22 protein-coding genes are annotated in these 23,479 nt (G+C 64.6%); 12 read left to right on the top strand and 10 right to left on the bottom strand.

Features of this window, described 5'->3' with window-relative positions; genetic code table 11:
• Positions 1 to 35: 35 nt before the first annotated feature.
• On the bottom strand, positions 36 to 899 hold the full coding sequence (locus tag ACSFC5_RS09160) for a 2-oxoacid:ferredoxin oxidoreductase subunit beta (RefSeq protein ID WP_440764908.1): 864 nt from the start codon (positions 897 to 899) through the stop codon (positions 36 to 38).
• On the bottom strand, positions 896 to 2,653 hold the full coding sequence (locus tag ACSFC5_RS09155; RefSeq protein WP_440764907.1) for a 2-oxoacid:acceptor oxidoreductase subunit alpha: 1,758 nt from the start codon (positions 2,651 to 2,653) through the stop codon (positions 896 to 898). Before ACSFC5_RS09155 ends, ACSFC5_RS09160 begins: the two co-directional genes overlap by 4 nt.
• Before the next feature lie 320 nt (positions 2,654 to 2,973).
• Here ACSFC5_RS09155 and ACSFC5_RS09150 point away from each other — a divergent pair, with 320 nt between their 5' ends.
• Both ACSFC5_RS09150 and ACSFC5_RS09145 read left to right on the top strand, forming a co-directional pair.
• Complete coding sequence (locus ACSFC5_RS09150) at positions 2,974 to 3,651, top strand: FAD-dependent oxidoreductase (RefSeq protein WP_440764906.1); 678 nt, start codon at positions 2,974 to 2,976, stop codon at positions 3,649 to 3,651.
• Positions 3,652 to 3,882: 231 nt separating this feature from the next.
• Positions 3,883 to 4,275, top strand: coding sequence for a hypothetical protein (locus ACSFC5_RS09145; RefSeq protein ID WP_440764905.1), 393 nt, complete (start codon positions 3,883 to 3,885; stop codon positions 4,273 to 4,275).
• A gap of 36 nt (positions 4,276 to 4,311) precedes the next feature.
• Here the strand turns inward: ACSFC5_RS09145 and mce are convergent, their stop codons facing one another.
• The gene (gene mce, locus ACSFC5_RS09140) at positions 4,312 to 4,695 is read right to left on the bottom strand and encodes a methylmalonyl-CoA epimerase (RefSeq protein WP_440764904.1); all 384 of its coding nucleotides are present in this window, start codon (positions 4,693 to 4,695) and stop codon (positions 4,312 to 4,314) included.
• Between the two features lie 161 nt (positions 4,696 to 4,856).
• Here mce and ACSFC5_RS09135 point away from each other — a divergent pair, with 161 nt between their 5' ends.
• Complete coding sequence (locus ACSFC5_RS09135; protein ID WP_440764903.1) at positions 4,857 to 5,171, top strand: YbjQ family protein; 315 nt, start codon at positions 4,857 to 4,859, stop codon at positions 5,169 to 5,171.
• Between the two features lie 211 nt (positions 5,172 to 5,382).
• Positions 5,383 to 6,822, top strand: a complete 1,440-nt coding sequence (locus tag ACSFC5_RS09130) for a glycosyltransferase family 2 protein (protein ID WP_440764902.1) — start codon at positions 5,383 to 5,385, stop codon at positions 6,820 to 6,822.
• Positions 6,823 to 6,847: 25 nt separating this feature from the next.
• Here ACSFC5_RS09130 and ACSFC5_RS09125 read toward each other — a convergent pair whose 3' ends face one another.
• Positions 6,848 to 7,693, bottom strand: coding sequence for a polysaccharide deacetylase family protein (locus ACSFC5_RS09125; RefSeq protein WP_440764901.1), 846 nt, complete (start codon positions 7,691 to 7,693; stop codon positions 6,848 to 6,850).
• 306 nt (positions 7,694 to 7,999) lie between these two features.
• On the opposite strand from ACSFC5_RS09125, the gene ACSFC5_RS09120 reads away from it, so the two are divergent.
• From ACSFC5_RS09120 to ACSFC5_RS09110, 3 genes are all read left to right on the top strand, one after another.
• A complete protein-coding gene (locus ACSFC5_RS09120; protein WP_440764900.1) occupies positions 8,000 to 8,824 on the top strand; it encodes a glycosyltransferase in 825 nt (274 codons plus the stop codon).
• Between the two features lie 288 nt (positions 8,825 to 9,112).
• Entirely contained in the window at positions 9,113 to 9,961 is an 849-nt protein-coding gene (locus ACSFC5_RS09115) for a glycosyltransferase family 2 protein (RefSeq protein ID WP_440764899.1), read from the top strand.
• Positions 9,962 to 10,116: 155 nt separating this feature from the next.
• On the top strand, positions 10,117 to 12,312 hold the full coding sequence (locus tag ACSFC5_RS09110) for a DUF2206 domain-containing protein (RefSeq protein WP_440764898.1): 2,196 nt from the start codon (positions 10,117 to 10,119) through the stop codon (positions 12,310 to 12,312).
• A gap of 76 nt (positions 12,313 to 12,388) precedes the next feature.
• Here the strand turns inward: ACSFC5_RS09110 and ACSFC5_RS09105 are convergent, their stop codons facing one another.
• Positions 12,389 to 13,822, bottom strand: a complete 1,434-nt coding sequence (locus ACSFC5_RS09105; protein ID WP_440764897.1) for an oligosaccharide flippase family protein — start codon at positions 13,820 to 13,822, stop codon at positions 12,389 to 12,391.
• 178 nt (positions 13,823 to 14,000) lie between these two features.
• Here ACSFC5_RS09105 and ACSFC5_RS09100 point away from each other — a divergent pair, with 178 nt between their 5' ends.
• Positions 14,001 to 14,216, top strand: coding sequence for a hypothetical protein (locus ACSFC5_RS09100; protein ID WP_440764896.1), 216 nt, complete (start codon positions 14,001 to 14,003; stop codon positions 14,214 to 14,216).
• A gap of 14 nt (positions 14,217 to 14,230) precedes the next feature.
• On the top strand, positions 14,231 to 15,616 hold the full coding sequence (locus ACSFC5_RS09095) for a glycosyl hydrolase family 28-related protein (protein WP_440764895.1): 1,386 nt from the start codon (positions 14,231 to 14,233) through the stop codon (positions 15,614 to 15,616).
• 17 nt (positions 15,617 to 15,633) lie between these two features.
• On the opposite strand, the gene ACSFC5_RS09090 is transcribed toward ACSFC5_RS09095, so the two are convergent.
• The gene (locus ACSFC5_RS09090; protein ID WP_440764894.1) at positions 15,634 to 16,614 is read right to left on the bottom strand and encodes a DUF1616 domain-containing protein; all 981 of its coding nucleotides are present in this window, start codon (positions 16,612 to 16,614) and stop codon (positions 15,634 to 15,636) included.
• A gap of 262 nt (positions 16,615 to 16,876) precedes the next feature.
• Here ACSFC5_RS09090 and ACSFC5_RS09085 point away from each other — a divergent pair, with 262 nt between their 5' ends.
• A complete protein-coding gene (locus ACSFC5_RS09085; RefSeq protein ID WP_440764893.1) occupies positions 16,877 to 17,830 on the top strand; it encodes an NAD-dependent epimerase/dehydratase family protein in 954 nt (317 codons plus the stop codon).
• Between the two features lie 232 nt (positions 17,831 to 18,062).
• The gene (locus tag ACSFC5_RS09080; RefSeq protein WP_440764892.1) at positions 18,063 to 18,410 is read left to right on the top strand and encodes a hypothetical protein; all 348 of its coding nucleotides are present in this window, start codon (positions 18,063 to 18,065) and stop codon (positions 18,408 to 18,410) included.
• A gap of 82 nt (positions 18,411 to 18,492) precedes the next feature.
• Here ACSFC5_RS09080 and ACSFC5_RS09075 read toward each other — a convergent pair whose 3' ends face one another.
• Entirely contained in the window at positions 18,493 to 20,175 is a 1,683-nt protein-coding gene (locus ACSFC5_RS09075; protein WP_440764891.1) for an acyl-CoA mutase large subunit family protein, read from the bottom strand.
• A gap of 177 nt (positions 20,176 to 20,352) precedes the next feature.
• Between ACSFC5_RS09075 and ACSFC5_RS09070 the strand changes: the two genes are divergently transcribed.
• Positions 20,353 to 20,592 carry a DUF8142 family protein gene (locus tag ACSFC5_RS09070; protein WP_440764890.1) on the top strand — a complete coding sequence of 80 codons (240 nt, stop codon included), beginning with the start codon at positions 20,353 to 20,355 and terminating at the stop codon, positions 20,590 to 20,592.
• Between the two features lie 76 nt (positions 20,593 to 20,668).
• On the opposite strand, the gene ACSFC5_RS09065 is transcribed toward ACSFC5_RS09070, so the two are convergent.
• The 3 genes from ACSFC5_RS09065 to ACSFC5_RS09055 form a co-directional block, all read right to left on the bottom strand.
• Positions 20,669 to 21,253, bottom strand: a complete 585-nt coding sequence (locus tag ACSFC5_RS09065) for a GNAT family N-acetyltransferase (RefSeq protein ID WP_440764889.1) — start codon at positions 21,251 to 21,253, stop codon at positions 20,669 to 20,671.
• 173 nt (positions 21,254 to 21,426) lie between these two features.
• Positions 21,427 to 22,383 carry a phosphatase PAP2 family protein gene (locus ACSFC5_RS09060; protein ID WP_440764888.1) on the bottom strand — a complete coding sequence of 319 codons (957 nt, stop codon included), beginning with the start codon at positions 22,381 to 22,383 and terminating at the stop codon, positions 21,427 to 21,429.
• Positions 22,384 to 22,542: 159 nt separating this feature from the next.
• Positions 22,543 to 23,478, bottom strand: coding sequence for a DUF7983 family protein (locus tag ACSFC5_RS09055; protein WP_440764887.1), 936 nt, complete (start codon positions 23,476 to 23,478; stop codon positions 22,543 to 22,545).
• Position 23,479 lies beyond the last annotated feature (1 nt).

The following is a 23,479-nucleotide window of genomic DNA, read 5'->3' as shown; positions in this document are numbered from 1 at the left end:
CGAATACGACGGAGTCGCGTCGAGAACGTCGGTCGTCAGTAGAACTCGCGAACGAGATCCATTGCATCGTCCGGCGCGCCGTCAGGAATCTCGGACATGTCCTCGGTGACGCCGTGTTGCTCGTGGTACGGGACGGAGTTTTCGTCCTGGTACATGACGCCCTGGTACTCCTTCTCGCCGTCGAGGATGACTTCCTTGGCGTTCTCGTAGTCGTTCGGATCGTGGCCCTCCTCTTTGAGGTCGACGAGGCTCTCGCGGAAGTAGTCGTACGTGTCGACGTCGTTGAACGTGACACACGGGCTGAAGACGTTGACGAAGCCGAAGCCGTCGTGTTCGATCGCCTGCTCGATGATCTCCTGGTGGCGCAGCGCGTCGGAGGCGAACGATTGGGCGATGAACGTCGCGCCCGATGCGAGTGCGAGTGCGAGCGGGTTGACGGGTGGCTGCTGTGGGCCGTCTGGAGTGGTGGAGGTCTCGAAGTCCGACCGCGAGGTCGGCGAGGCCTGGCCCTTCGTCAGGCCGTAGATGCGGTTGTCCATGACGACGTAGGACATGTCGACGTTTCGGCGGACGGCGTGGACGAAGTGACCGGCACCGATCGAGTAGCCGTCACCGTCGCCGCCGGAGACCATCACTTCGATGTCGGGGCGGGCCATCTTGACGCCGGTGCCGACGGGAAGTGCACGGCCGTGAACCCCGTGGAGGGCGTAGCTGTGCATGTAGGTCCCGATTTTGCCGGAACAGCCGATTCCGGCGACCACGAACGTGTTGTCGGGGTCGTTGCCGGTTTCGGCCAGGGCTTTCATCATGCCGTTCATCGTCCCGAAGTCGCCGCATCCGGGACACCACGTGGGCTGCTTGTCGGATTTGAAGTCGGTGAATCGTACGTCGGAGCTCATTGTGCTGGCACCTCCTCGGAGAGTTTGTCAGTGATCTGTTCGGCGAGTTCGTCCGCCTTGAAGCGGACGCCGGTGTACTTGTTGATGCGCTTGACGCGGGTAAGTGCGTCGTGTTCGATGAGGTCGGCGAACTGGCCGGTCGCGTTACACTCGACGACGACCGTCTGTTCGGCCGCCTCGATCTCGTCGCTGAGGTCCGGCCGCGGGAAGATGTACGGTACCGAGATCACGCGAACGTCGACGTCCTCGTCCTCGAGGTAGCCGAGGGCTTCGACGAGTGCCCCTTCGTTGGATCCCCACGAGAGGATGAGGTTGTCCGCGTCCTCGTCGCCGAACTCGCGACACTCCCACTCTTCTTGCTCCTGTGCGGTCTCGACCTTCCGATACCGTTTGTCGACCTGCTGGACGCGCTCGTCCTGTTCCTCGGTTCGGCGGCCGAGTTCGTCGTGCTCGAGGCCGGTGCTCATGTGCGCGCCGTCGATCGTGCCGGGGATGGCGCGCGGGCTGACGCCGTCGTCGGTGTCGGCGTGGGCGCGGAACCGGCCCTGCTCGTCGAGCCACTCGTCGACCTCGTCGTCGCCGACGAGTTTGCCGCGGTCAATCTCGACTGCATCCATGTCGAAGGCTTCCGGCGGGAACGTCTGTTCGGTGACCGACATCGCCAGATCGGAGACGAGGAACACCGGCGTGTTGTACTTCTCGGCGAGGTTGAACGCCTCGACGGTCTTCCAGAAACACTCGGTGATCGAGGTGGGGGCGACGACGAACCGCGGCACTTCACCGTGGCCGCCGTACAGGGCCATGTTGAGGTCACCTTGTTCCTGTTTCGTCGGCATCCCCGTCGAGGGACCGGATCGCTGGACGTCACAGATGACCAGCGGCGTCTCGCTGGTCGCGACCAGTCCGAACGTCTCGGTCATGAGGTCGATCCCGGCTCCCGACGTCGCCGTCATGGCTCGAGCGCCGGCGCGTGCGCCGCCAAGTGCCATGTTGATCGCCGAAAGCTCGTCTTCGGCCTGGACGACGTGGCCGCCGTAGTCCTCGATACGGCCCGTCAGATACTCCATGATGGACGTCGCGGGCGTGATGGGGTAGCCGGCGTAGAAGCGACAGCCGGCGGCGATGGCACCCATCCCGATCGCCTCGTTGCCGTTCAGGAGGACGTAGTCGTTGTCAGTTACGTCGACGTTGTAGCCGAGGTGGTCGAGGTCGTAATTCTCTTCGACGTACTCTTGGCCGAGGCGGGCGGCTTCCTTGTTGTTCTCGACGATCTTCGAGCCCTTGCCACCGAAGCGCTTCTCGAGCGCCTCGTCCAAGTACTCGACGTCGAAGCCGGTGATCTTACACGCGGCACCGAGCGCGACGATGTTGCGCATGATCGCGCCGCCGGCGTCCTCGGCGAGCGATTTCAGAGGGACGTCGACTGCGGTGATCTCGTCGGGAATCTCGGCCTCCCAGGAGCGTTCGCCGTCGTAGATGACGGCACTGCCCTCGTGGAGTTCGTCGAGGTTTTCGTCGATGGTGCGCTGTGTCAGGGCGACCAGGATATCGAGCCGGTCCACGACGCTCTGGACCTGCTCGACCGACGTCCGAATCTTGTAGGCTGTGTAGCCGCCGCGGATTCGGGACGCGAAGTCTTTCGACGTGAATACGTGCCGCCCGGCTCGGGAAAGGGCCTGAGCGAAGATTTTTCCGGTGGAGTCGATACCGTCCCCGGCCTCGCCTCCGACCGCCCAGTTGAGATCCTCAGCCATGTTATGCTGAGCCTTGCCCCCAGTAAATGAAAAGGCTTCTGAAAACCCAACCGGACCACCGCAACAGTGCGTGATATGTCCGCTCTCGATCGCCGCGTTCGTTACTCGAATCAGAATAAATAGCCGATGAAATTACGTTCCCGGAAGGCTGTGAGAACGCCGGTTGGTACTCTCTCGAACGGGACGGCCATCTCTCGAGAACGACCGTTTCCGAGAGTGGCCCTGGAGCAAGTGTATCGGACCACGGGTGTATCGAACCGCGAGCGTGACGACGACGCGGAACGGAACGCCTTTTCCAGCGGCCCCCGAACGGATTCGACATGACAATCGAAGGAACACCAGTCACCGTCGAATCGGTCCGCGAAGTCGGTCCGGGTACCGTCGCACTCGAACTCGAGACGCCCGGGGGGTTCGATGCCCTCCCCGGACAGTTCGTGCTGCTCCGGGCCGTTCCCGGGGCCGAGGACCAGACGAGCGGCGACCACGACGAGGACGACATCGTCATGCGCCACTACACGCTCTCCTCGCCCGCGGTCGGCGAGACGTTCGAAATCACGGTCGGCATCGACCCCGACGGCGACCTCTCCCCGTGGCTCGCCGATCTCGAGGGCGGTGAAACCGTCCACATCGAAGGCCCGTTCGGGACGATCACCTACGAGGGTGACGAGGACGTTGTCGCCGTCGCGGGCGGTCCCGGCGTCGGTCCAGCCGTCTCGATCGCCGAAGCGGCCCACGAGTCGGGTCACGAGGCGGTCGTCGTCTACCAGGACGACGAACCCGCACACGTCGACCGACTCGAGGCGCTCGAGGACGCGGGCGCGGACGTCGTCATCCTCGACGAGGACGACGGCGACGGACTGGCCGAGGCGATCGAGTCCCACCGCACGGACGGCCAACTCTACGCCTTCGGCTTCGAGGACTTCGTGCGGTTCGTGGCCGACACGATCGACGAGGACGGCGGCGATTCCGACGAGGCGCTGATCGAGAACTTCGGCTGAGAAGCCGTTCGAGCGCGGAACCACAGCTTTTCTGTGGCTTGCCGACGGAACCGCTTCGTTCCGATGCGGTCGATTGGTCACTCGACTGCGCCGAACGGCTGATCATCCTCTCACCCGAGTACCCGACTACCGGGTGAACAGTTGGCCAAGACGCGCGGCCATCCCGAGGATCGATCGCGCGCCGCACCTCGCAAGCACAGTCACTACGCCTGTTCGTTCGCTAGTTGATCTATGGTTGACGAAGATCTCGAACTCGAGCGAGACATCGGACAGGCGACAATCGTGTACGAGGAACCCGACGAGGACACCGTCAGGAAGACGGTTCCGAACGAACACATCGCCTACTTTCAGGATCACTGGATCATCAAGACCGACGAGGACGAGGAGGGCCACGACATCGTTCGGCGGATTCCGGCCCAGCGCGTCCACTACGTCGAGCGCTCAGTCGAGCAGTTCGAAGAGGAGGTCAAGACGCTGCTCGATCAGGTCCAGTCGTTCGCCGCGGACCTCCGAACCAAACTGCCGGTCGGTGGCAGCCGGGACAGCGGCCGCGAGCGCCCCGAACCGCACCGCATCGACATCGATCAGGGCGAGTTCGACGAGAGCGACAATCGAATGGACTGAGTCAGTCGCTCATCTCGAGCGGCGGCGACGTTCGGTTCAGTGCTCGACGAGTTCGATGAGGATTCCGCCGGTGTCTTTGGGATGCAAAAAGACGACCGAATGCCCCCACGCGCCGGGTCGTGGCTCCTCGTCGATTAACTGGACGTCGTGGTCGCGGACCGTCTCAAGTGCGTCCGCGAGATCGTCCGTCGCGAGCGCGAGGTGGTGAATCCCCGCGCCGTTTGACTCGAGATACTGCGCGATAGTCCCGTCCCCGAGCGGTTCGAGGAGTTCAAAGTAGCCGTTCCCACAGTCGAGGAAGACGACGCGCATGCCGTCGAACTCCTCCTCGTGGACGACCTCGAGACCCAAGAGGTCAGCGTACAGGTCGGCGAGTTCGGTGGCGTCCTCGGTCGCGATTCCCGCGTGATCGAAGTGCATGGTTCGTCGTTCGGGATCGAACACAAATATTGGTGCGGTTCGTCGATCGCGAGCTTGCATATTGGCCCTCGCTGCGGCGTCTGGTATCGGCTCCAGAGCGAACTGTTCAACTCGGTGTCGTTTCCGACGAGTATTTGGTTCGGGTCTGTGAAGGCGTGGCTATGCAGATCGCAAACACCGAAACCGTCCCGAACGGCGATATCGTCGAAACGATCGGAATCGCCCGCGGAAACACCGTCGAAGCCAGAAACGCCGGCCGCGACATCACCCAGGGGATCCGCAACGTCTTCGGCGGGGAACTCAAGGCCTACTCGGAACTCCTCTCGAAGGCTCGAGACGAGGCCATCTCCCGGATGGAAGCCGACGCCGAACGCATGGGTGCCGACGCCGTGGTCAACGTCCGCCTCGAAACCTCCCAGATCACCGACGGCGGCTCGGAAGTGATGGCCTACGGAACGGCCGTTCGACTCGAGTAACGAATCGCAGACCGCAACCCGTTCCGAATTCTCCTTTTGACACGAGCTGATCTCCGTTGCGACGAGTACGTCTTCCCCAGAGAGATCGGATCTGAACAGCCGCGACATTCCGCGTTCCCGGCCGCTCCGGCGGCGGTTTCCTCGAGGTAACCGTCTCCCGTAACTATCAGGTTGCTATCATTACTGAGGGTCGTCGGTGCTCTAAACGAGTATGAGCGCCACACACCACCACCGCCTCGCAGAGACCGAGGCGGACGTCGACGGCCCGCCGTCTCCGCTCGTTCCGCATCGTCTCGCGATCGGTATCATCGCCCGGGGCGAGGAGGCCGAATCGATCTACCGAACGATCCTTCGTGCGACCGACCGCCGGCTCGCAGTCTACCTCACCGCAGTCGATCCGGACTCCGAAGTCGGTCGCCTCGCCGTCGGTCTCGGCGCCACGGTCGTCGAACCGCGCGACTCGGCGGCGAGCCGACTCGAACTCGAATCGGCCCTCTTCGCGGCGGGACGAATCGGCGGCCACGCCGGGCTCATCTTCCAACTGGAGGGGTGTCCGCGAATCGACTACGAGCGGACCCTGGCGTCGTTCGAGGAGGATCGGTTCGAAGTCTACGCCGTCCCGGAAGTACGCTCGGCGTTCGAACGCCAGCCGCACGTCGTCGCGGCGATTCCCGCGTACAACGCGGCAGAAACGATCGGTCAGGTCGTTCGGGAAGCCGCCGATCACGCGGATACGGTCCTCGTCGTCGACGACGGGAGCGCCGACGCAACGGCCGAACGCGCGGAACGCGCCGGTGCGCTCGTCGTCCGCCACGACCGCAACCGCGGCTACGGCGGCGCGCTCGAGACCATCTTCGAGGTGGGACAAACGCTCGATGCCGACCACCTCGTGACGGTAGACGCCGACGGACAGCACGACCCTGCGTCCATCGCGATCCTCGTCGCGGCGCAGGAAGCGAGCGGTGCCGAGGTCGTCATTGGCAGTCGATTCACGGACGACTCGAACACGCGAATGCCCCGCGTTCGGTCGCTCGGACTCGACGTCGTCAACCTCCTCACGAACGCGAGTCTGGGACGATTCCGACCGCACACGTGGGTTCGAGACACCCAGAGTGGTCTCCGATCGTACACGCGAGACGCCGTCGACTCTCTCGCGACGACCGCCGACCTCGGGAGCGGAATGGGCGCGAGCACGGATATCATCTACCACGCTCACCAGGAGGGGTTCGACTTCGAGGAGGTCGGAACCACGATCAGATACGACGTCGAGCACGGTAGTTCCCAGGGGGCGCTCTCTCACGGGGCCGGTCTCGTACGGAACATCTTGGGATTCCTCGAGCGAAGACACCCTCTGCTCGCGCTCGGGCTTCCGGGACTGTTCCTCGCCGTCCTCGGCGTGTCGTTCGGTCTCTGGTCGATCGGACAGCTGTTCGTCACCCCGGTGTCGGTGATCTCGGTGTTCGCGGCCGCCGCGTTCGTACTCGCCGGGACGACGATGGTCCTGCTCGCGGTGTTTCTCCACACGATCAACACGCATCCGTCCTTCCGAACGACTCCGGACTGGGACCGTTCGACGTCCCTCCAGTACCGCGAGCCACCGTCAGAGATCGCCTCCGACAGTGAGGTCACCACGGTCGACGAACGACCGTGAGGGCGGTCGTCGCGACGGATGACGCTCAGCGATACCCGTTCTGAAATCTGAACGCCGTCTTCGCGAGGAAGGCGCTGAGATCGGTGAACTCCCACCGGAGCTGTTTCGGCTCACCGGCGCCGTTTATCCGCGCCAGGAGGTGCGGATCCGACTCCGGGCCAACCCGGATCTCGTTCAGTCCCGCCACCGCGAACCGGTGCGTGTCGCGAACGAGGTCTACGGCCGTCGGCGAGTACTCGCCTTCGGGGTAACAGAATCGTGTCACCTCGATCCCTAGTAACTCCTCGAGTTCGTCCTTCGATCCCGCAATCTCCGCCGCTAACTCGTCGTCGGGCACCGCGTCGAGTTTCCGGTGGGACTTCGAGTGGTTCCCGATGGTGACCAACTCGTCGTCGGCGAGTTCGACGAGCTGGTCTTCGGTCATGTACTCGTAGTCGAACAGCTCGTTTTGCCGGAACGTCCTGTCTCCGATACTGCCGGCGATGACGAAGACCGTCGCCGGGACGTCGTACTCGCGGAGTATCGGCACCACGTTCTCGAAGAAATCGACGGTTCCGTCGTCGAACGTCAGCGCGACGCGGGTTTCGTCCACCTCCGCCGTCACGTCCGGAAGGTCGACGACGGCGTATTTCCGGGTGAGCTGTTCGAGCTGTCTCCGGAACCGGTTCGGAGAGATGTCGTCGTAAAACCCGCCTCCGACGGAGTGGTACATGAGAATCCGGTTCCCGGAGTCCGGAACCGGCACCCAAGACGAGACGTTCGCGTAGTAATCGAGACGGGCCAGTCGTATCCACGTGCTCTTCAGAACCCTATGGCTCAGCTCCGGGGCGTCCGGATCCTCGCGACCGTACAGATTGACAGTTCGTACCATTTCGATCGGCTCACACTCGACGGACGCGGTATCGGGGACCCGCGCGTTCGAGACGATTCGGCGTGTCCGTACGAACGCCGCCGCGATCCAAATATGGAGCGCATCGTTTCGCCCCTCGAGTCGCCCCCGAGTCCGTACTCGAGCGTTCCACCCGACGCCCCCGCCGCTTCCGCTTCCGTATCGCCGGAGCTCCCCCGCGACAAGCGGGGACTAACGCGGTAACGATACCCCCATTCTAAACCCGGCGACGGCGCACTCGTGGCTACGAGAGCCGATTCGTCGACCATTGGATCCCTCCCTCACACCATGAGACCCTCGTTTTCGGTACTGATGCCGGTGTACCACGGCGACGATCCGTCGCAGCTAACGGCCGCCGTTCGGAGCGTCATCGACCAATCGGTTCGTCCGGACGAGATCGTGATCGTCGAGGACGGGCCGCTCACTCGAGAGCTGAACGCCGTTCTCGACGCCTTCCAGCGGGAGTGCGGAGAGCTGATCTCGCGCTACCGATTGCGCGAAAGCGTCGGTATCGGGAACGCGCTTCGGGCTGGCGTACCGCGGTGCGAACACGAACTCGTCGCCAGAATGGACGCCGACGATATCAGCGTCTCTGACCGGTTCGAGCGCCAACTAGCGGTCTTCGACCGTCGTCCGGACGTCGACGCTGTCGGCGGGTACATCGCCGAGTTCGACGACGATCCGGACGACCTTTACGCGCGGCGGGTCGTCCCCACGAACCACGCGTCGATCGCCGCTCGAGCCCGGTTTCGGAACCCGATGAATCACATCACCGTAATGGCCCGCCGCCGGGCGATCCTCGAGGCCGGTAACTATCGGGACTTCCTGGGCATGGAGGACTACGACCTGTGGGTGCGAATGCTGTCGAACGGGTCGACGTTCGCCAACGTACCGGCCGTGCTCGCGAAGGCGCGAATCGACCGTCACTACACCCAGCGCGGTGGAATCGCCGTCGCGAGGGCCGAAGCCCGACTCCAGTGGACGTTCTACCGATCCGGGTTCGTCGACGCGCCGATCCTCCTGTACAACCTGCTCACGCGGGTTCCCCTTCGACTGCTCCCCAGGCGAATCCGCGGCCGACTGATCGCGCGCTACACGCGGACGCCTCCGTAACGCGTCGATCGGGGTTCGGAGTACGCGCTCGAGAGCGCCGTTCGAAACGAAGCGTCGTGCTCGAAATAAGTTCGGCCTACGGGCGTGAACCGTTCGACAACGGCGTCTTACCGGCTTCCGCCTTCCCATACTGTTTTACCCCGAACGCTGGTAACTGCGGTAGCGAACGAAGATGACAGACACCGTGTATTTGTTCCGTTCCGGGCGTCGCGAGCGGACGTCGAATCATTGCCGTGACGTGTGCGCCGCGCGAACGCCGATTCGTCTCCGTCGACGGCGGGTCCTGCCATGAGAGCCGCGACGACCGACGAACGGACGGCCGAGCGCGAGCCCCTCCCGATCTCCGTCTGTATCACGACGAAGAACAACGCCGATATCATTAGACGGTGTCTCGAGAGCGTCCACGACTGGACGGACGAGATCGTCGTCGTGGACAGCGACAGTCGGGACGGGACGATCGAAATCTGCGAGGAGTACGGCGCGAACGTCTACCAACACGAGTTCAAGGGGTTCGGGGATATCAAGACGAAGTCGATCGCCCACGCGACGAACGACTGGGTGCTCATCCTCGACTCGGACGAAGAGGTGCCCCCGGCTCTCCGTCGGGAAATCTTCGACGCGTTCGGCTCGTCCGGAATCGTCGGCTTCTACATCCGGAAACGCGAGCACATCCTGGGCGCCTGGTCCCACCAGTATCACGTCAAGCAGCCGGTGTTAGCGCGCAAGGAGGCGCTGTACTACCAGCAGGAACACCTGTGGGAGCGCCCGGCGATCAGAGACGAGTACGCCGAACGGACGAGAGACCTCGAGCACGCGCTCAACAACTACACGGTCGATCGGGTCTCCGAGCGAGAGACCAAGATGATGCAGTACAGCGCGCTTGAAGCCCTCCAGATCGTGGAACTGGACAAGCGCGTCGACGCCGCCGTGCTCCTGGCGAAGGGGATCGGCGCGGCGCTCTACCGACTCGTCGTCGGACGGGCCGTACTGGACGGCTATCGCGGCTTCTACATGGCGTTTACGGACGTCAATCACTACGTGACGACGTACGCGAAGATCCGGGACATCGAACGGCTCCGAAACCGACGGCCGGAAGACTGGAAGGAGATCTGGCTCGAGGAAGAGTGTGGCCGATGAGTCCCGGGATGGAGCCGTTCGCTCCGGCTCGGCTGCGCGTACGGACGCCGCGCCGATCGACCGGAAGCGGCGAAACGAGATCGCATCGTCATCCGAGCGCGTTCGGATCGGAGTTCGACCGCGAGGTCCGATCGCTGGCGTAACGAGACAGACGAATGCACGAGACCCACGCTGATTACCGAGGGACACCCCGCGAGTACGCCGGGGCGCTCCTCTTTTGTTGCCTCCAGGTTGCGTTCCTCGGCTGGATCGGGATGGCCGCGCTCGGCTTCGACCTCCCGGTCGTTCGCGCGGCGTTCGTCTTTCTCTACCTCACGTTCGTTCCCGGGTTCGTCCTTGTTCGGCTGTTGAACGTCGACGTCCGGTCCGTCTCGTCGCTGCTCGTGCTTGCGGTCGGCTCGAGTCTCGTCTTCTCGATGGCCCTCGGTGCGATCGTCAACGTCGTGTATCCGCTCTTCGGGATCGCTCGGCCGATGGCGCCGCTCACGCTCGCCGTGACGATCGTCGTCTCGCTCAGTTTCCTCTACTTGCTCGGCGCGCTGCGTCGGGACGCCGTGCCGTCCGTCCCGCAAATGGACGATGTCGTCACCTGGCGGACGGTCCGATACGCCGTCCCGCTGCTGACGCTGCCGGTACTGAGCGCGGTCGCCTCGCACTACGGGTCCGCGACCGGGGAGTACCACATCAATCTCGTCGTTCTGGTAGTGCTCTGTCTCGTTCCGCTGGTCGCGTACGTCAGCGATCTTCCTGCGTCGGCGTATCCGCTCGTGATCTGGACGGTGTCGCTCGCGATCCTCTTTCAGTTCACGATGGTCTCGACGCACGTCGTCGGGTTCGACATCCACTACGAGTACTACACCGCAAACGCCGTTCGCGAGCAGGCCCGCTGGTACCCGCAGGTTACCTCGGTCGGAAACTCCCTGCTGTCGATCGCGGTGCTCCCGGCGATGTACGCGATCCTCGCGAACGTCGAGGTCGCGTTGATTTTCAAAGCGGTCGTGCCGTTTTTCTTCTCGCTGGCCCCGCTCTGCGTGTATCACGCGACGATTCACGTGTTCGACCGTCGGGACGTCGGCTTCCTGGCCGCGTTCGTATTCGTCGCCTACTACAGTTTCTTCAAGGACATGCCGGACAAACAGCATATGGCCATCCTGTTTCTCGGCTTTCTCCTCGTCGCGGCGACCGACCCGCGTCTCTCACAGCGCGTCAAACTCGTCCTCTCCGTCGCGTTTCTCGGCGGAATCGTCACGTCGCACTACGCGACGAGTTTCGTCCTGATCGGCCTCTTCACGCCGGTGGCGTTCGTCGACATCGTCTCGCGATATCGATCCGGCTCGATACGCGTCGAGCGGACCGCCATCCCCGTCAGCGTCGGGCTGTGGATGTACTTCGTCCTCTTCAACGTGCTCTGGTACGGCACCGTCAGCCAGGGAACGAACCTCGAGTTGATCCTCGCCGTCTCCGCCGAGACGCTCGCGAACGTCGAGGCGTTCATGGTGACGCCCGAGAGCCGCAGCGGCGTGGACTACGCGACGCGGGACCTCCCGGGCGGCGCGCTCTGGGAGTGGTACCGGCTGTTGAACGTCGTCCTCCTCGGGCTCGTCTCCGCGGGCCTCCTCGCGACGGCGCGGCGAATTCTCGCCGATCGGGAGATCCACCCGTACCACGTTCTCGCGGCGGGATGTTACGCGCTGATCGCCGTCACGATCGTCCTCCCGTTCGACATCGGATTCGACCGCATCCTACAACTGGCGTTGTTCGTCCTCGCCCCGTACCTGATCATCGGTACCGTCGCGCTGGCGACCGCCACCGCGAGCGTAGTCGAGTCCACGAGGCGGATCGCGACGCCGAGCAACGCGCGCAAGGCGGCGTGCGTCTTCATCGTCGTCTACCTGCTGTTCAGTACGGGCGCGGGGTTCGCGCTCGCTGGCGACGAAACCCCGCCGTACGCGATCTACTTGGACGACGATAACTGGGAGGAGTGGAACGTCGCCTACCCGTCCGAACTGGCCGCCGCGGAGTGGGTGAGCACCCACTCCGGGTCGGACGAGATCGCGACCCTCCCCGGCCCGCCGAATCACTGGTGGCACAATAAGGACTTCATGATACTCTCCGGCTACTACGAGCAAACGGAGTTCGTGTGGTTCGAACGGGACACCGATTCGGTCCCACAGGGGACGTGCATCTACCTCGGGAACGAGATGAACAACGACGGGCGAATGCCGTACTTCGACACCGAGACCGAGACGCTCGAGCACACCGAGTTCGCGGAGACGACCTTTTACGAGGCGGTCGTGGTCGACTCGAACCGGGTGTACGACAGCGGCTCCGCGACGATTTACGGCTGCTGAGAGTCCGGATCTCGAGAGGCGATTCACGATTTTCGACCCGCGGCGCGCTGTCCGATCGAGGTCGCGGTGTCGCGACTCAGTCGGACGGCGAGAGGACGTCGATGACGTCCCGACGGATTCGCTTCGTCAGCGACAGTAGGGAGACGACGTAGACGACGATTCCGAGCCCGACCGCCAGCACGAGACCGACGAGCGTGTCGACGTCGAACGGGGAGAACAGCAGTGCGAGTCCCATGATTCCCGCAGAGACGACCTGCATGCTGATCTCGCGCGTCGGGACGGTGATCTCGAGCAGCCGTGAGGAGTAGACGTACACGAGCGCGGTCTTGATCAGCATCGCCAGCGAGGTCGCGACGGCCGCTCCCTGCCAGCCGAACGAGGCGATCAACGCCACGTTGAGCACGACCGCCAGCGCGATGAACACGACGTTGGCTTTGAACATCAACACCGGTCGATCGAGGGCGTGGACGAGCTTCTCGAGGATGATCTCGTAGCTGTGGATCACGCGCGCGAAGATCAGCACGAGCAACACGACGTAGCCGGCGGTGAACTCCTCGCCGAAGTACGAGAGGAGCTCCTCGCCGACGAAGATCGCCCCGACGAAGCCGGGGATCGCGATGATCCCCGCGTAGACCAGCGACGATTCCACGAGCAGTTCGACGCGGGCGCGCTCGCCGTTGGTCCAGAGTTCGCTCACGTTCGGCAGCAGCGTCGAACTCACCGCCAGACCGACGAAGAAGAAGATCCCGGAGACCTGCCAGCTCACCTCGTAGATGCCGATCAGCGCGGACGCGACGAAGAACCCGAGTACGAGCGTGTCCGTCCACACCCACGAGGTGTCCTTGATGGATGCGAGCCAACTGAACCGTGCGAACCGGTAGAGGCTCGAGTAGTGGTCTCTCGCGGGCGTGCCGGGCACGACGGGGAGCAGGTACAGCGCCAGGACGATCGCGAGCACCTGTCCGGCGATGAAACCGACCAGGATTCCGGTCAGCCCGTACCCGAGAGCGACCAGAACGAACCACAGCGAGACCCGCCCGAGCGTCTCCGTGAACAACAGCAGTACCGACCGGCCGACGAGCTTCTTCCCGGCCAGCACCGACGAGAGGGTGTCGACGACGACGTTCAGAAAGATCCCGGCCACCAGGAAGGGGAGTACGACGTCGCTCCCGATGTACGTCGCGACCGGACCGCGAAACGCGAACAGCGCGGCGAGGACACCGACGAAGAGTCCGAGCCGAATCGACAGCGAGGCCGTAAAGTACCGATCGCGGGTGCCGGCGCCGCCCGCGGACCGCTCGCTGATCCGCTTTCGCGTCGCCTCGGAGAACCCCATATCGGTCAGCAAAGCGGCGAAGAACACCGTCGCGGCGAACAGCGCGTAGGTCCCGAACGTCGCAGCGTCGGTCGCTCGAGCGACGTAGAGGACGCCGGCGAACTCGAGTCCGGCGATTCCGACCTGAAGGAAGAACACGCCGAGAGACGATTTGACGAACCCGAACTCTCTCATCGGTCCGGAACGGTGACCGGTGACGGAGGCGCTCGACGACGGCTCGTTGCGGGTGACGGATGCGTATTGGACACTCGATTGCGTCTCACCATGCTCATCGACTTAATACCTCTATCCGTCTCGTCGCTGAACGAGTGCAGTGGATTGCTTAAGTCGACTGAGCGTCTCCCTCTCCACGATGACCGAAGACGACCGGACGATCCACCGCCGAGCGATCCTCGCCGCGACGACCGCGATGTCGCTCGTCGGCGCCGTCACCGGCTCGGCGGCCGCTCACCACCGATCCAATCACGAACGAGGGGGGCCGCCGTCTCGAGATTCCACGGACGCGACGGACGAGCCCGCGAGTGAGTGCGGATTCGGAGCGGAATACGGCCGTCGATACGGGTCATAACTCCGGAGTAGATCATGCCAACATCATCCGACAACCACGGATTCGACCTCGACTACGAACCGGGCGAAACGTGGGACTACAACGACGAGTTCGCGGCGCTCGAGGAGCGGGTGCCGATCGTCGACGACGAGACCGACCGCGACGGATACACGCCTCACGGCGATTCGGTGTTCATCGCTCGAGACACGGGCGACGTGTACGTCGGCACCGGGTCGGCGTGGACTCACCTGGGTACCGTCGCGGAGACGACGGCCCCCGTGACCGCGTACGGCGCCGTCGGGGACGGCGTCACCGACGACACGCAGGCCATTCAGAACGCGATCGACGACGCGAGCTACGCGGTCTTCTTCCCCGAGCCCGAGGACGCGTATCTCGTCTCCGAGCCGATCGAGTTCGGTTACGGGGGTCGCGCTCGCCACCTTCGCGGGAGCGGCGCGGTCACCGTTCGAGCGGATCCGAACGGGTCGTGGCCGGCCGGCGAGGGAGTCCTGAACAGACCGGAACGGACCGAGTGGACCGACGGTCACGACCTGATCGTCCGCGATCTCAGCCTCGACGCCAACGGCGTCGCCGATCACGCCCTCAGCGTCAGCGAGGCGGGCGCCGACGTGAACGTCGTGCTCGACGTGGCGAACGTTCACGGCGTCCGCGCGAGGAGCCACGGCTTCGCGATTCACCGGCCGATCGTCTCGCGGATCGCCACCTGTCGGGCCCAGCACAACGGCGGGAGCGGCTTCTTCGTCACCGGTCACGGGACGTCGACGCAGTTTCACACCTGCTACTCGCTCGATAACGACGGCCACGGCTACGACATCGACGTGATGGACTACACCGGCCTCGTCAACTGCGCGGCCGACAGGACCCGACGCGGCTACTCCCTCCACGGAACGGAGGGCCGACGGAGCATGGGGCTCGAGATCCACCACTGCGGCGTCGAGTGGCCGGCCGAAGAGGCCTACTACCTCGAGGGGGTCGACAACGCCCACATCGTCGCGCCGTACGTTCACGACCCGAGCGACGACCACCCGATGCTCTCGTTCAATGCGTTCGCGCGGGTCACGGTGTCGAACTTCGTTTCGTTCGTCGAACCCGCGAACGCGCCCGTCGTCTCCGTCAACACGAGCGGCGAGACTCACACCCGGTATCCGGACCTGATCCACGTCGAGAACTCCCGATTCGCCTCGATCGAGGGCGGCGACCTCGACCTCCGGTGGGTGTTGAGTTCCTACGGGCTCGAACTCGGGGACGGCTCCCAGCTCGCGGAGTACCGCATCAACGGCGACCTCTACTGCGGCGGTGCGAACGGCGACGGGGTGATCGTCCGCGACCGGTCGACGGGCGAACCGTACCGGATCACCGTCGACAACGGCGAGGTCGTCGCCGATCCGGCGAGCGACTGAGGCAGCCGGCGGCCGCATCAGTCCGCCGCTTCGTCGGCCGCGTCTCCCCAGAGCGAGACGTAGTAGTCCGCGCTCTCGACGGACGGGTCGTCCGGGACGTCTCCGTCGAGGTACAGTAACCAGACGATCCGGACGTCCGATCCCGCCATCGTCGGCTCGAATTCGTTCGACAGAATCCGCGTCTCGCCGTGCTCGAGGCGCGCGTCGAACCGCTCGAGTTCCCGCTGCTCGTCGACGATCGCCTCGCCGTCGCTCACGTCGACCTCCTGTTCCGCGACGACGACGGTGTACTCCGTCGGTCGGTGCTCGTGGTTCTCGATACCGACGATTACCTCGCGCTCCTCACCGGGTTCGAACTCGGCCGGGTACTCGTCGGCGACCAGTTCGCCGTCCTCGTCCTCGGTCAGGAGGTAGATCGCCGAGTACGACTCGTCCTGCGGCGACGTCACGGCCGCGTACCCGACGGTGCCGACGACGAGCAGGGTCGACACCACGAGGAGGACGGTCAGTGCCGCGTCCCCTCGCGTGCCGGATCGAAACGCGCCACGTCGCCCGGACTCGATCCACTCTCGGACGGGGACGCGACCCCGCTCGTCTTCGGGGACGGTTCGCCGCCTAACGGTCGCGACCGCTGCCGCGAGGAGCGTGAAGGCGGCCGCGACGAGGACGAGCGGGACGAGGCGGACACCCCACGGCGTCGCGGCGAGCCCGAGGCCGAGCACCGGCACGATCGCCAGACTCAGTCCGACCGAGAGCGCGAGGCGCTCGAATCCCCCGAGCCCGTCGCGTTCGGGGAAGAGGGCCGAAACGGCAACGTATCCCGGCGCGAAGAGCAACGACGGGACCGCGAGCGGGCCGAGCACCGCCGCACCGGAGTACTGCGAGGCGAGACCCACGGCAGCGACGAGAACCGTCGCCGCGGCTACCGCGACGAGGTCGATCGGGAGGGACCGCCCGCCGCGTGCGCGAGGTGATCCCTGCGACTCGTCGTCGATCATCGATCGTAACCACCACGGTCGACCGTAAAAGAGTGAATTACGGAGACGCTGACTCTCACGGCCTCGAGAACGCGGGGACGACCGAACTGTCCCTCGTATCGGTTCGCAACAAAGCGGCCCGAAACCGGGACGAAGACCCGGTCAGCCGCGAGGTCGTCGTGAGAGGAAGTCGAACGGTCTCGCCCGAGCAAACGCCCTCCGCGGACGCTCGGACCGCCTTCGCGGGGCAAAGGAACATACGCTTCACCGTGGTCCGTTCGATATGTCGACGCAAGAATTCCGAGACCGAACGGTCCTCGTCACGGGCGGCGCCGGATTCATCGGCAGCCACCTCGCGACCGCACTCGCCGGCGATACCGAGCTCAGGGTTCTCGACTCGTTCACCACGGGGCGGCGGGAACGGGTCCCCGACGACGCGACGGTCGTCGAGGGCGACGTGCGAGACGATGACGCGCTCGCTCGAGCAACCGAGGGCGTCGATCTGATCTTTCACGAGGCCGCACTCGTTAGCGTCGAGCGTTCCGTCGAGGACCCGATCGCGAGTCACTCGATAAACGTCGACGCGACCCTCGCGCTGTTGGAGCGGGCTCGAGAACTCGACGCGCGGTTCGTGCTCGCCTCCAGTGCGGCGATCTACGGGCAGCCGGAGCAGTCGATCGTTTCGGAGACCGACCGAACGGTCCCGAGTTCGCCGTACGGACTCGAGAAGCTCGCGGTCGACCACTACGCACGCCAGTATCACGACCTCTACGGGCTCGAGACCGTGGCGCTTCGGTACTTCAACGTCTACGGCCCGGGCCAGTTCGACAGCGATTACAGCGGCGTCGTCACCGCCTTCATCGACCGGGCGTTGGCCGGGGATCCGATTCCGATCCACGGCGACGGCGGGCAGACGCGGGACTTCGTCTTCGTCGAGGACGTCGTTCGGGCGAACCTCCTGGCCGCCACGACTGATCACGTCGGCCGCGCGTACAACGTCGGCACGGGACGGTCCGTGACGATTCGGGAACTCGCGGAACTGATCGTCGACGTGACCGACTCCGACGCCGAAATCGTTCACGCGGACGAACGAGTCGGCGACATCCGCCACAGCAGGGCCGATATCGACGCGGCGCGAGCCGACCTCGACTACGCGCCCGAGGTCTCGCTTCGCGAGGGACTCGAGCGAACCGCCGAATGGGTGGCTGCGTCGAACCGGCGCGGCGAGTTTCGGTGACCGACGAGTCGGGGCGGCCGCAGTTCGGGCTCGATGCGCCGGTCGAGTGATCCGCCTCGAATCGAACGACCCGCGCGGTCGGGCCGTAAGCGGGCCACCGACGTGATCCGCGCATCGGTGGCGGAAACAACGGTTACTTACCGCCGGAAAACAGCCGTTTCGACGGTCCGACGCTCACAACCCTTAATCAGCGGCCGGGCGAACCGGCCTCGCACGCACTCGAGTCATTCCAATGTCTCAGGCAATCCTCCACTTCGCCGTCGGCGGAACGTTCACTGCGCTCCTCATCGCTCTCGTCCCGGACGTCCCGTATCCGCGAACGCTCGTCCTGATCGGCGGTGGATGGGCGATGATCCCCGACGCAGCCAAACTCGCATCGCACCCGGCCCTGTTGGCGTTTCACGACAGTCCGATCGCCGACGTCTTCTGGTTTCATCGGACCATAGACCGCCTCGACGAGAGCGATTCCGTGCGACTCGCGAGCGTTGCGCTGATGATCTTTATCGTCGTGACATCGCTTCTCGAGCGGCGCTCGTATCGCGCACCGGAGGTCGTTCGCGAACGGGGCGATGGCGACTGAGCGAATCGCTAGTCGCCCTGAACTGAACGCGGCCGGATCGACCCGCCCGAACCGCGGTCGGCGAGTACGCAAGTCGACTCGCTCAGACCGCGCTGCCGGGCTGATACTCCCCGAACTCGTCGCGTAGAACGTTACAGATCTCGCCGACCGTCGCGTACACCTTCACGGCATCGATGATGTACGGCATCAGGTTTTCTTCGCCCTGTGCGGCCTCGCGTAGGGCCTCGAGGTTCGCCTCGACGGCTTCGTTATCTCGCTCCGCACGAACCGACTCCAGGCTGTCGATCTGGCGCTGCTGGTCCTCCGGTGTGACTTCCTCGACGTCCATCTGGGGGTCCTCGTCGACCTCGAACTCGTTGACGCCGACGATGATCCGTTCTTTCTCCTCGATCTCCCGCTGGCGGTCGAAGGCGGTGTCTTGAATCTGGCGCTGGACCCACTGCTGTTCGATCGCCTCGCGCATGCCGCCGCGTTCGTCGACCTCCTCGAGGATCTCGTAGGCGTCTTTCTCGACTTCGTCGGTCAGCGATTCGACGTAGTAGCTGCCCGCGAGGGGGTCGATGGTGTCGGCCGCGCCGGACTCGTGGGCGAGGATCTGCTGGGTGCGCAAGGCGGTGCGGACCGACTGCTCGGTCGGCAGCGCGAGCGCCTCGTCCTTGCCGTTGGTGTGGAGGCTCTGCGTGCCGCCGAGCACCGCGGCGAGGGCCTGATAGGCAACCCGGACCACGTTGTTCTCGATCTGCTGGGCGGTGAGCATCGAGCCCGCGGTCTGGGTGTGGAACTTGAGCTGTTTGGATTTGGGATCGTCCGCGTCGAAGCGCTCGTCGATGATGTCGTGCCACATCCGGCGAGCGGCGCGGAACTTCGCGACCTCCTCGAAGATGTTGTTGTGACCGTTGAAGAAAAAGGAGAGCTGCGGGGCGAACTTGTCGACGTCGAGGCCGGCCTCGATCGCCGTCTCGACGTACTCGATGCCGTCGCCGAGCGTGAAGGCGAGCTCCTGGGCGGCCGTCGAGCCGGCCTCGCGGATGTGGTAGCCCGAGATCGAAATGGTGTTGAACTTCGGCGTCTCCGCGGCGCAGAACTCGAAGATGTCGGTGATGATCCGCATCGACTGCTCGGGAGGGTAGATGTAGGTGTTGCGGGCGATGTACTCCTTGAGAATGTCGTTCTGGATCGTCCCCCGAAGCTCCTCGCGGTCGACGCCCTGCTGGTCGCCCACGGCGATATACATTGCGAGCAGGACGGATGCGGGCGCGTTGATCGTCATCGAGGTCGAGACTTCGTCCAACGGAATGCCGTCGAAGACGGTCTCCATATCCTCGAGCGAATCGATCGCGACGCCCGCCTTCCCGATCTCGCCGGCGGCCATGCTGGCGTCGGAGTCGTAGCCCATCTGCGTCGGCAGGTCGAACGCCATCGACAGCCCGGTCTGGCCCTGATCCATCAGGTAGTGGTAGCGCTCGTTGGTGTCCTCGGGCGTCGAAAAGCCGGCGTACTGGCGCATCGTCCACAGTCGGCCGCGGTAGCCAGTCGAGTAGACACCGCGCGTGTACGGCGGCTCGCCCGGATAGCCGATATCCTCCCGATAGTCAAGATCGTCGACGTCCTCGGGCGTGTAGAGTCGGTCGACGTCCTGGCCCCCCGTATCCGTCGTGAACGTCTCTTTCCGTTCGCCGAACCGTTCGACCACCGGCTCGACTTCTTCCTCGTGCCACTCCTCCCGGCCGGCACGGATCTCCTCGAGATCGTCGGAATCGAACATTATCGTTTATCTAGGTTGGGGTGGGGCTTGAAGGTTCATGAAGGCGGCCAGTATCGTCCCGAGTTGCGATCGGTACCAGTGTGTTGCTAACCGGTCGACGACCGGGATCGGTACGCGTCGATGAAACTCACTCGAGTCGGGACGGCCGCTTTTCACCGGCGCCGTGGTGGAACCGATATGGAGCAGCCGGTGCCGAACGACGACGCGACGCGCGACCGCCGGCGAGCGGCGCTGTACGTCGCCCCGTTTCTGCTGGTCGGACTCTTCAACCTGGTCATCCTGCTCCGCTGGGGAGTCGATCCGCTCTGGGCGTTCGCCATCCTGCCGCCGATTCTGGCCGTCACTACCATCGCGTGGGTCGCGTTTCGCCACGGTTTCGACCGCCAGCCACACCAGCCGGACACGCATCGAAAGTAGCCGACCGGACGTGTGCGAACCGACCGCGCGGTCGACTCCCTCGCTCCCCTCGCGTTCGTCCCTCGGCTACTTCGAGCTAGCGACCGGTATCGTACTTGTACGTCGCCGACTCGGGATCGATCCCGAAGTCCTCGGGGGAGTCGTCGTCCGAGGCCTCGTCGCGACCGTCCGGCGCCCGTTTGAACGCCTCCCGGAGTCGTTCGGGCAGTTGAAACTCGTCGGCGTCGATCTCGAGGGGGACCGCGTCGGGATCGACGCCCTCGCGTTTGTCCTCGAGTCGATTTTGTAGCGGCTCCGGCAGCGCCGATTCATCGATTCGTCGAAAGCCGAACTGGGCGAGATAACTCCCTTCACCCGTCAGGGTGTAGACGGTCTCGAACCCCTGATCGCCGGCGTACTCGACGAGTCGTTCGACGACGTGTGCGCCGACGCCCTGGCCGCGCCAGCTCTCGAGGACGCCGATGCTGGTTAGCTCGCAGATGTCGACGCCATCGTCGGGCTTGTGAACGCGAATACGACCGAAGCCGGCCTTCTCGCCGGACGTTTCGTCGACGGCGACGACGTAATCGCGCGAGCGGAACGCCGTCTCGTCGAGTTCCATCGCCTCGATGGCGTCGAGCAACCAGACCTCCTCTCTGTTTTTCGCGTCCCGCACGTACATGATTCGAACTAGGGGGTGTATCTCCAAAAGCGTTTGCGGCGGCGACGAACTCGAGAGTCCGTTTTTCGACCGGTGTCGTCTCCGTAGGCGCTACGGTCGCACCGTCGCCGTCGTGTCGGAACGGAAATGGGGAGTTTGACGCGACCGCAGCGTTCAGCGCGCTCGAGTTGTCGTTACGGCCGGGAGTCGTGATCGCCGCGGTCGATCCGCCAGCCGATCAGTTGCCGGCTGCGACGTTTCGTCGCCGTCCAGCACGCGCCCGTCGGCGCGATCCACGGAACGAGGATGACGGCCGCGAGAAACAGCGCGGACCAGGCGACGACGAACGCGCGGTTGCCGATCCCCAGATCGGTGACGAACCACGTGCCGGCGACGACGGCGATGCCGACGAGAGGTACCATCGTCTCCCAGACGGTGTCTCGCAATCGGTCTGCGATCGCCGGCGCGTACTGCCAGGCGAGCAGCGCACCGATGCCTCCGCCGAAGGCGATGTGCGAGTTCCGGCTCCCGACGTAGATGGCCGCGATCAGCGCGAAGAGGAAGCCGACGGCGAAGGCGGCCGTTGTCTCGCCGTACGACGTTTGCTGGGGGACGTACCGCCGTCCCTGATAGTAGACGGCGAGAAAGCCCAGCGCGTAGGCGATGCCGCCGGCGACGTCCCCCGGGAAGTGGACGGCGAGTCCGACTCGAGTGACGCCGACCCAGCAGACCACGGCTGTGCCGGCCACGGCGCGCTTCCAGACGGTGCTCACGCGCAGGTCGACGACGACCATGCCGACCATGATCGTCGCCGCCATCGCGTGGCCGCTCGGAAAGCTCGTCGAGGAGATGTGCGCGGCGTGTTCGTACCAGGGAACGAACCAGCCGGGGAAGGCGCTTCCGTCGACTGGCGGGCCGACGATCGGTCGACTCGCGGTGTGGGAGGACTTGGTGATCGACATCAGGCCGTAACAGCCGATAATGCCTCCGAGCCAGGGCGCAACGAGGTCGCGGTTGGCCCAGTAGGCGGCGATCATGGAGGGGGCGATCAGGTAGATGCTCCCGAGATACGAGAGGATGACCATGACGACGGCGAGCCACGTCGGAACGGCGTCGCGGACGGCTTCGACGACAGCGGGGTCAAACCACATCGGCGAAAACTTCAAATCAATAATAAGTATTTCTTACGGTCGAGATCGAACGCTATCGAAGGCGCGGAACCGGCGCTGCTCACGGCAGACGGTCGACGGCAACTCTCCAGGTGGTTGCTGGAACCGATGTCGTCCCTTACGCTCACTCCTCACGCTTCCTCAGTTAGCCGTTAGCGCCTCCTCGAGTCGATCCTCGATCGCCTCGAGTTCGTCCTGTAACGCCTCGCCGTCGGCATCCTCGAGGTCCTCGATTCGATCTGCGAGCCCCTGCAGCCGCGAGTACTTTTCGTCCTCGTCGACGCCGATTTTCTGGACGTAGACGTCCTCGCTGGTGTCGTAGACGTCGTCGTCGGCGAGGTCGGTGACGGAGAGGACGACGTCCAGTTTGTCTCGGTCGACGCCGAGCACCCACTCGCGAGGGATGCCGCGCTCGTCGAGGGCGGCGAGGACGGTTTCGTCGTCCTTCGGCCGGCGACGCTCGCGGGTCGTTCGTCGGACCGTCCCGAAGCGACCGTGGAGTTCCTGATCGGGCCCGAGGCGCTCGAGCAGTTCGTCTCGCGCCGTCGACCGCACGCCGTCGGCGCCGCGCTGGACGTCCGAGGCGAGGACGTAGTAGTCGGTCAGCGAGTCGGTATCCAACGAATCGAGGGATTCGAGGTCGTCGATCTCGAGTCGCTCGACGAGGTGCGCTAGCAGGATGGCGTCGTCGTGGACGCGCTCGGGAGGCGTCCGCGCGTCGGCCGCGGAGACGAGGAACGGACTTTCGCCGCCGGTTGCGTCCGCGGGAGCGGTGACGATCGACCCGTCCTCGACGGTGTACGATTCGGAGAGCGAGATCACCGCGGCGTAGGGTTCGACGCCCGGTTGGAGGTCGTCGACGGCCATCGCGCCGCCCTCGAGTTGCTCGTCGAAGACGCCGAACTGCTCGCGCCAGAGGGGTCGTTCTTCGGTGCTGTCCACAAAGCGGACGAGGATCCGGTCGTCCGCGGTCGCCTCGATTCCGAACGGCCGGTCGGAGAGCGGCGTCAGTAGTTGCGCGCCGGCCGAGACGTCCTCGCATCGCGACCGAAGTTCAGCCCAGTTCTCGTCGTTCATG

Source organism: Natronorubrum marinum (assembly GCF_052040125.1).
In the GTDB taxonomy this organism is placed as follows: Archaea; Halobacteriota; Halobacteria; order Halobacteriales; family Natrialbaceae; genus Natronorubrum.
This window is presented reverse-complemented; position numbering and strand designations above follow the sequence as displayed.

Excerpts from the sequence above, each read along its gene's own strand:
- ACSFC5_RS09160 (WP_440764908.1), bottom strand. The coding sequence starts at position 899 with ATGAGCTCCGACGTACGATTCACCGACTTCAAATCCGACAAGCAGCCC.
- ACSFC5_RS09155 (WP_440764907.1), bottom strand. The coding sequence starts at position 2,653 with ATGGCTGAGGATCTCAACTGGGCGGTCGGAGGCGAGGCCGGGGACGGT.
- ACSFC5_RS09150 (WP_440764906.1), top strand. The coding sequence starts at position 2,974 with ATGACAATCGAAGGAACACCAGTCACCGTCGAATCGGTCCGCGAAGTC.
- ACSFC5_RS09145 (WP_440764905.1), top strand. The coding sequence starts at position 3,883 with ATGGTTGACGAAGATCTCGAACTCGAGCGAGACATCGGACAGGCGACA.
- mce (WP_440764904.1), bottom strand. The coding sequence starts at position 4,695 with ATGCACTTCGATCACGCGGGAATCGCGACCGAGGACGCCACCGAACTC.
- ACSFC5_RS09135 (WP_440764903.1), top strand. The coding sequence starts at position 4,857 with ATGCAGATCGCAAACACCGAAACCGTCCCGAACGGCGATATCGTCGAA.
- ACSFC5_RS09130 (WP_440764902.1), top strand. The coding sequence starts at position 5,383 with ATGAGCGCCACACACCACCACCGCCTCGCAGAGACCGAGGCGGACGTC.
- ACSFC5_RS09125 (WP_440764901.1), bottom strand. The coding sequence starts at position 7,693 with ATGGTACGAACTGTCAATCTGTACGGTCGCGAGGATCCGGACGCCCCG.
- ACSFC5_RS09120 (WP_440764900.1), top strand. The coding sequence starts at position 8,000 with ATGAGACCCTCGTTTTCGGTACTGATGCCGGTGTACCACGGCGACGAT.
- ACSFC5_RS09115 (WP_440764899.1), top strand. The coding sequence starts at position 9,113 with ATGAGAGCCGCGACGACCGACGAACGGACGGCCGAGCGCGAGCCCCTC.
- ACSFC5_RS09110 (WP_440764898.1), top strand. The coding sequence starts at position 10,117 with ATGCACGAGACCCACGCTGATTACCGAGGGACACCCCGCGAGTACGCC.
- ACSFC5_RS09105 (WP_440764897.1), bottom strand. The coding sequence starts at position 13,822 with ATGAGAGAGTTCGGGTTCGTCAAATCGTCTCTCGGCGTGTTCTTCCTT.
- ACSFC5_RS09100 (WP_440764896.1), top strand. The coding sequence starts at position 14,001 with ATGACCGAAGACGACCGGACGATCCACCGCCGAGCGATCCTCGCCGCG.
- ACSFC5_RS09095 (WP_440764895.1), top strand. The coding sequence starts at position 14,231 with ATGCCAACATCATCCGACAACCACGGATTCGACCTCGACTACGAACCG.
- ACSFC5_RS09090 (WP_440764894.1), bottom strand. The coding sequence starts at position 16,614 with ATGATCGACGACGAGTCGCAGGGATCACCTCGCGCACGCGGCGGGCGG.
- ACSFC5_RS09085 (WP_440764893.1), top strand. The coding sequence starts at position 16,877 with ATGTCGACGCAAGAATTCCGAGACCGAACGGTCCTCGTCACGGGCGGC.
- ACSFC5_RS09080 (WP_440764892.1), top strand. The coding sequence starts at position 18,063 with ATGTCTCAGGCAATCCTCCACTTCGCCGTCGGCGGAACGTTCACTGCG.
- ACSFC5_RS09075 (WP_440764891.1), bottom strand. The coding sequence starts at position 20,175 with ATGTTCGATTCCGACGATCTCGAGGAGATCCGTGCCGGCCGGGAGGAG.
- ACSFC5_RS09070 (WP_440764890.1), top strand. The coding sequence starts at position 20,353 with ATGGAGCAGCCGGTGCCGAACGACGACGCGACGCGCGACCGCCGGCGA.
- ACSFC5_RS09065 (WP_440764889.1), bottom strand. The coding sequence starts at position 21,253 with ATGTACGTGCGGGACGCGAAAAACAGAGAGGAGGTCTGGTTGCTCGAC.
- ACSFC5_RS09060 (WP_440764888.1), bottom strand. The coding sequence starts at position 22,383 with ATGTGGTTTGACCCCGCTGTCGTCGAAGCCGTCCGCGACGCCGTTCCG.
- ACSFC5_RS09055 (WP_440764887.1), bottom strand. The coding sequence starts at position 23,478 with ATGAACGACGAGAACTGGGCTGAACTTCGGTCGCGATGCGAGGACGTC.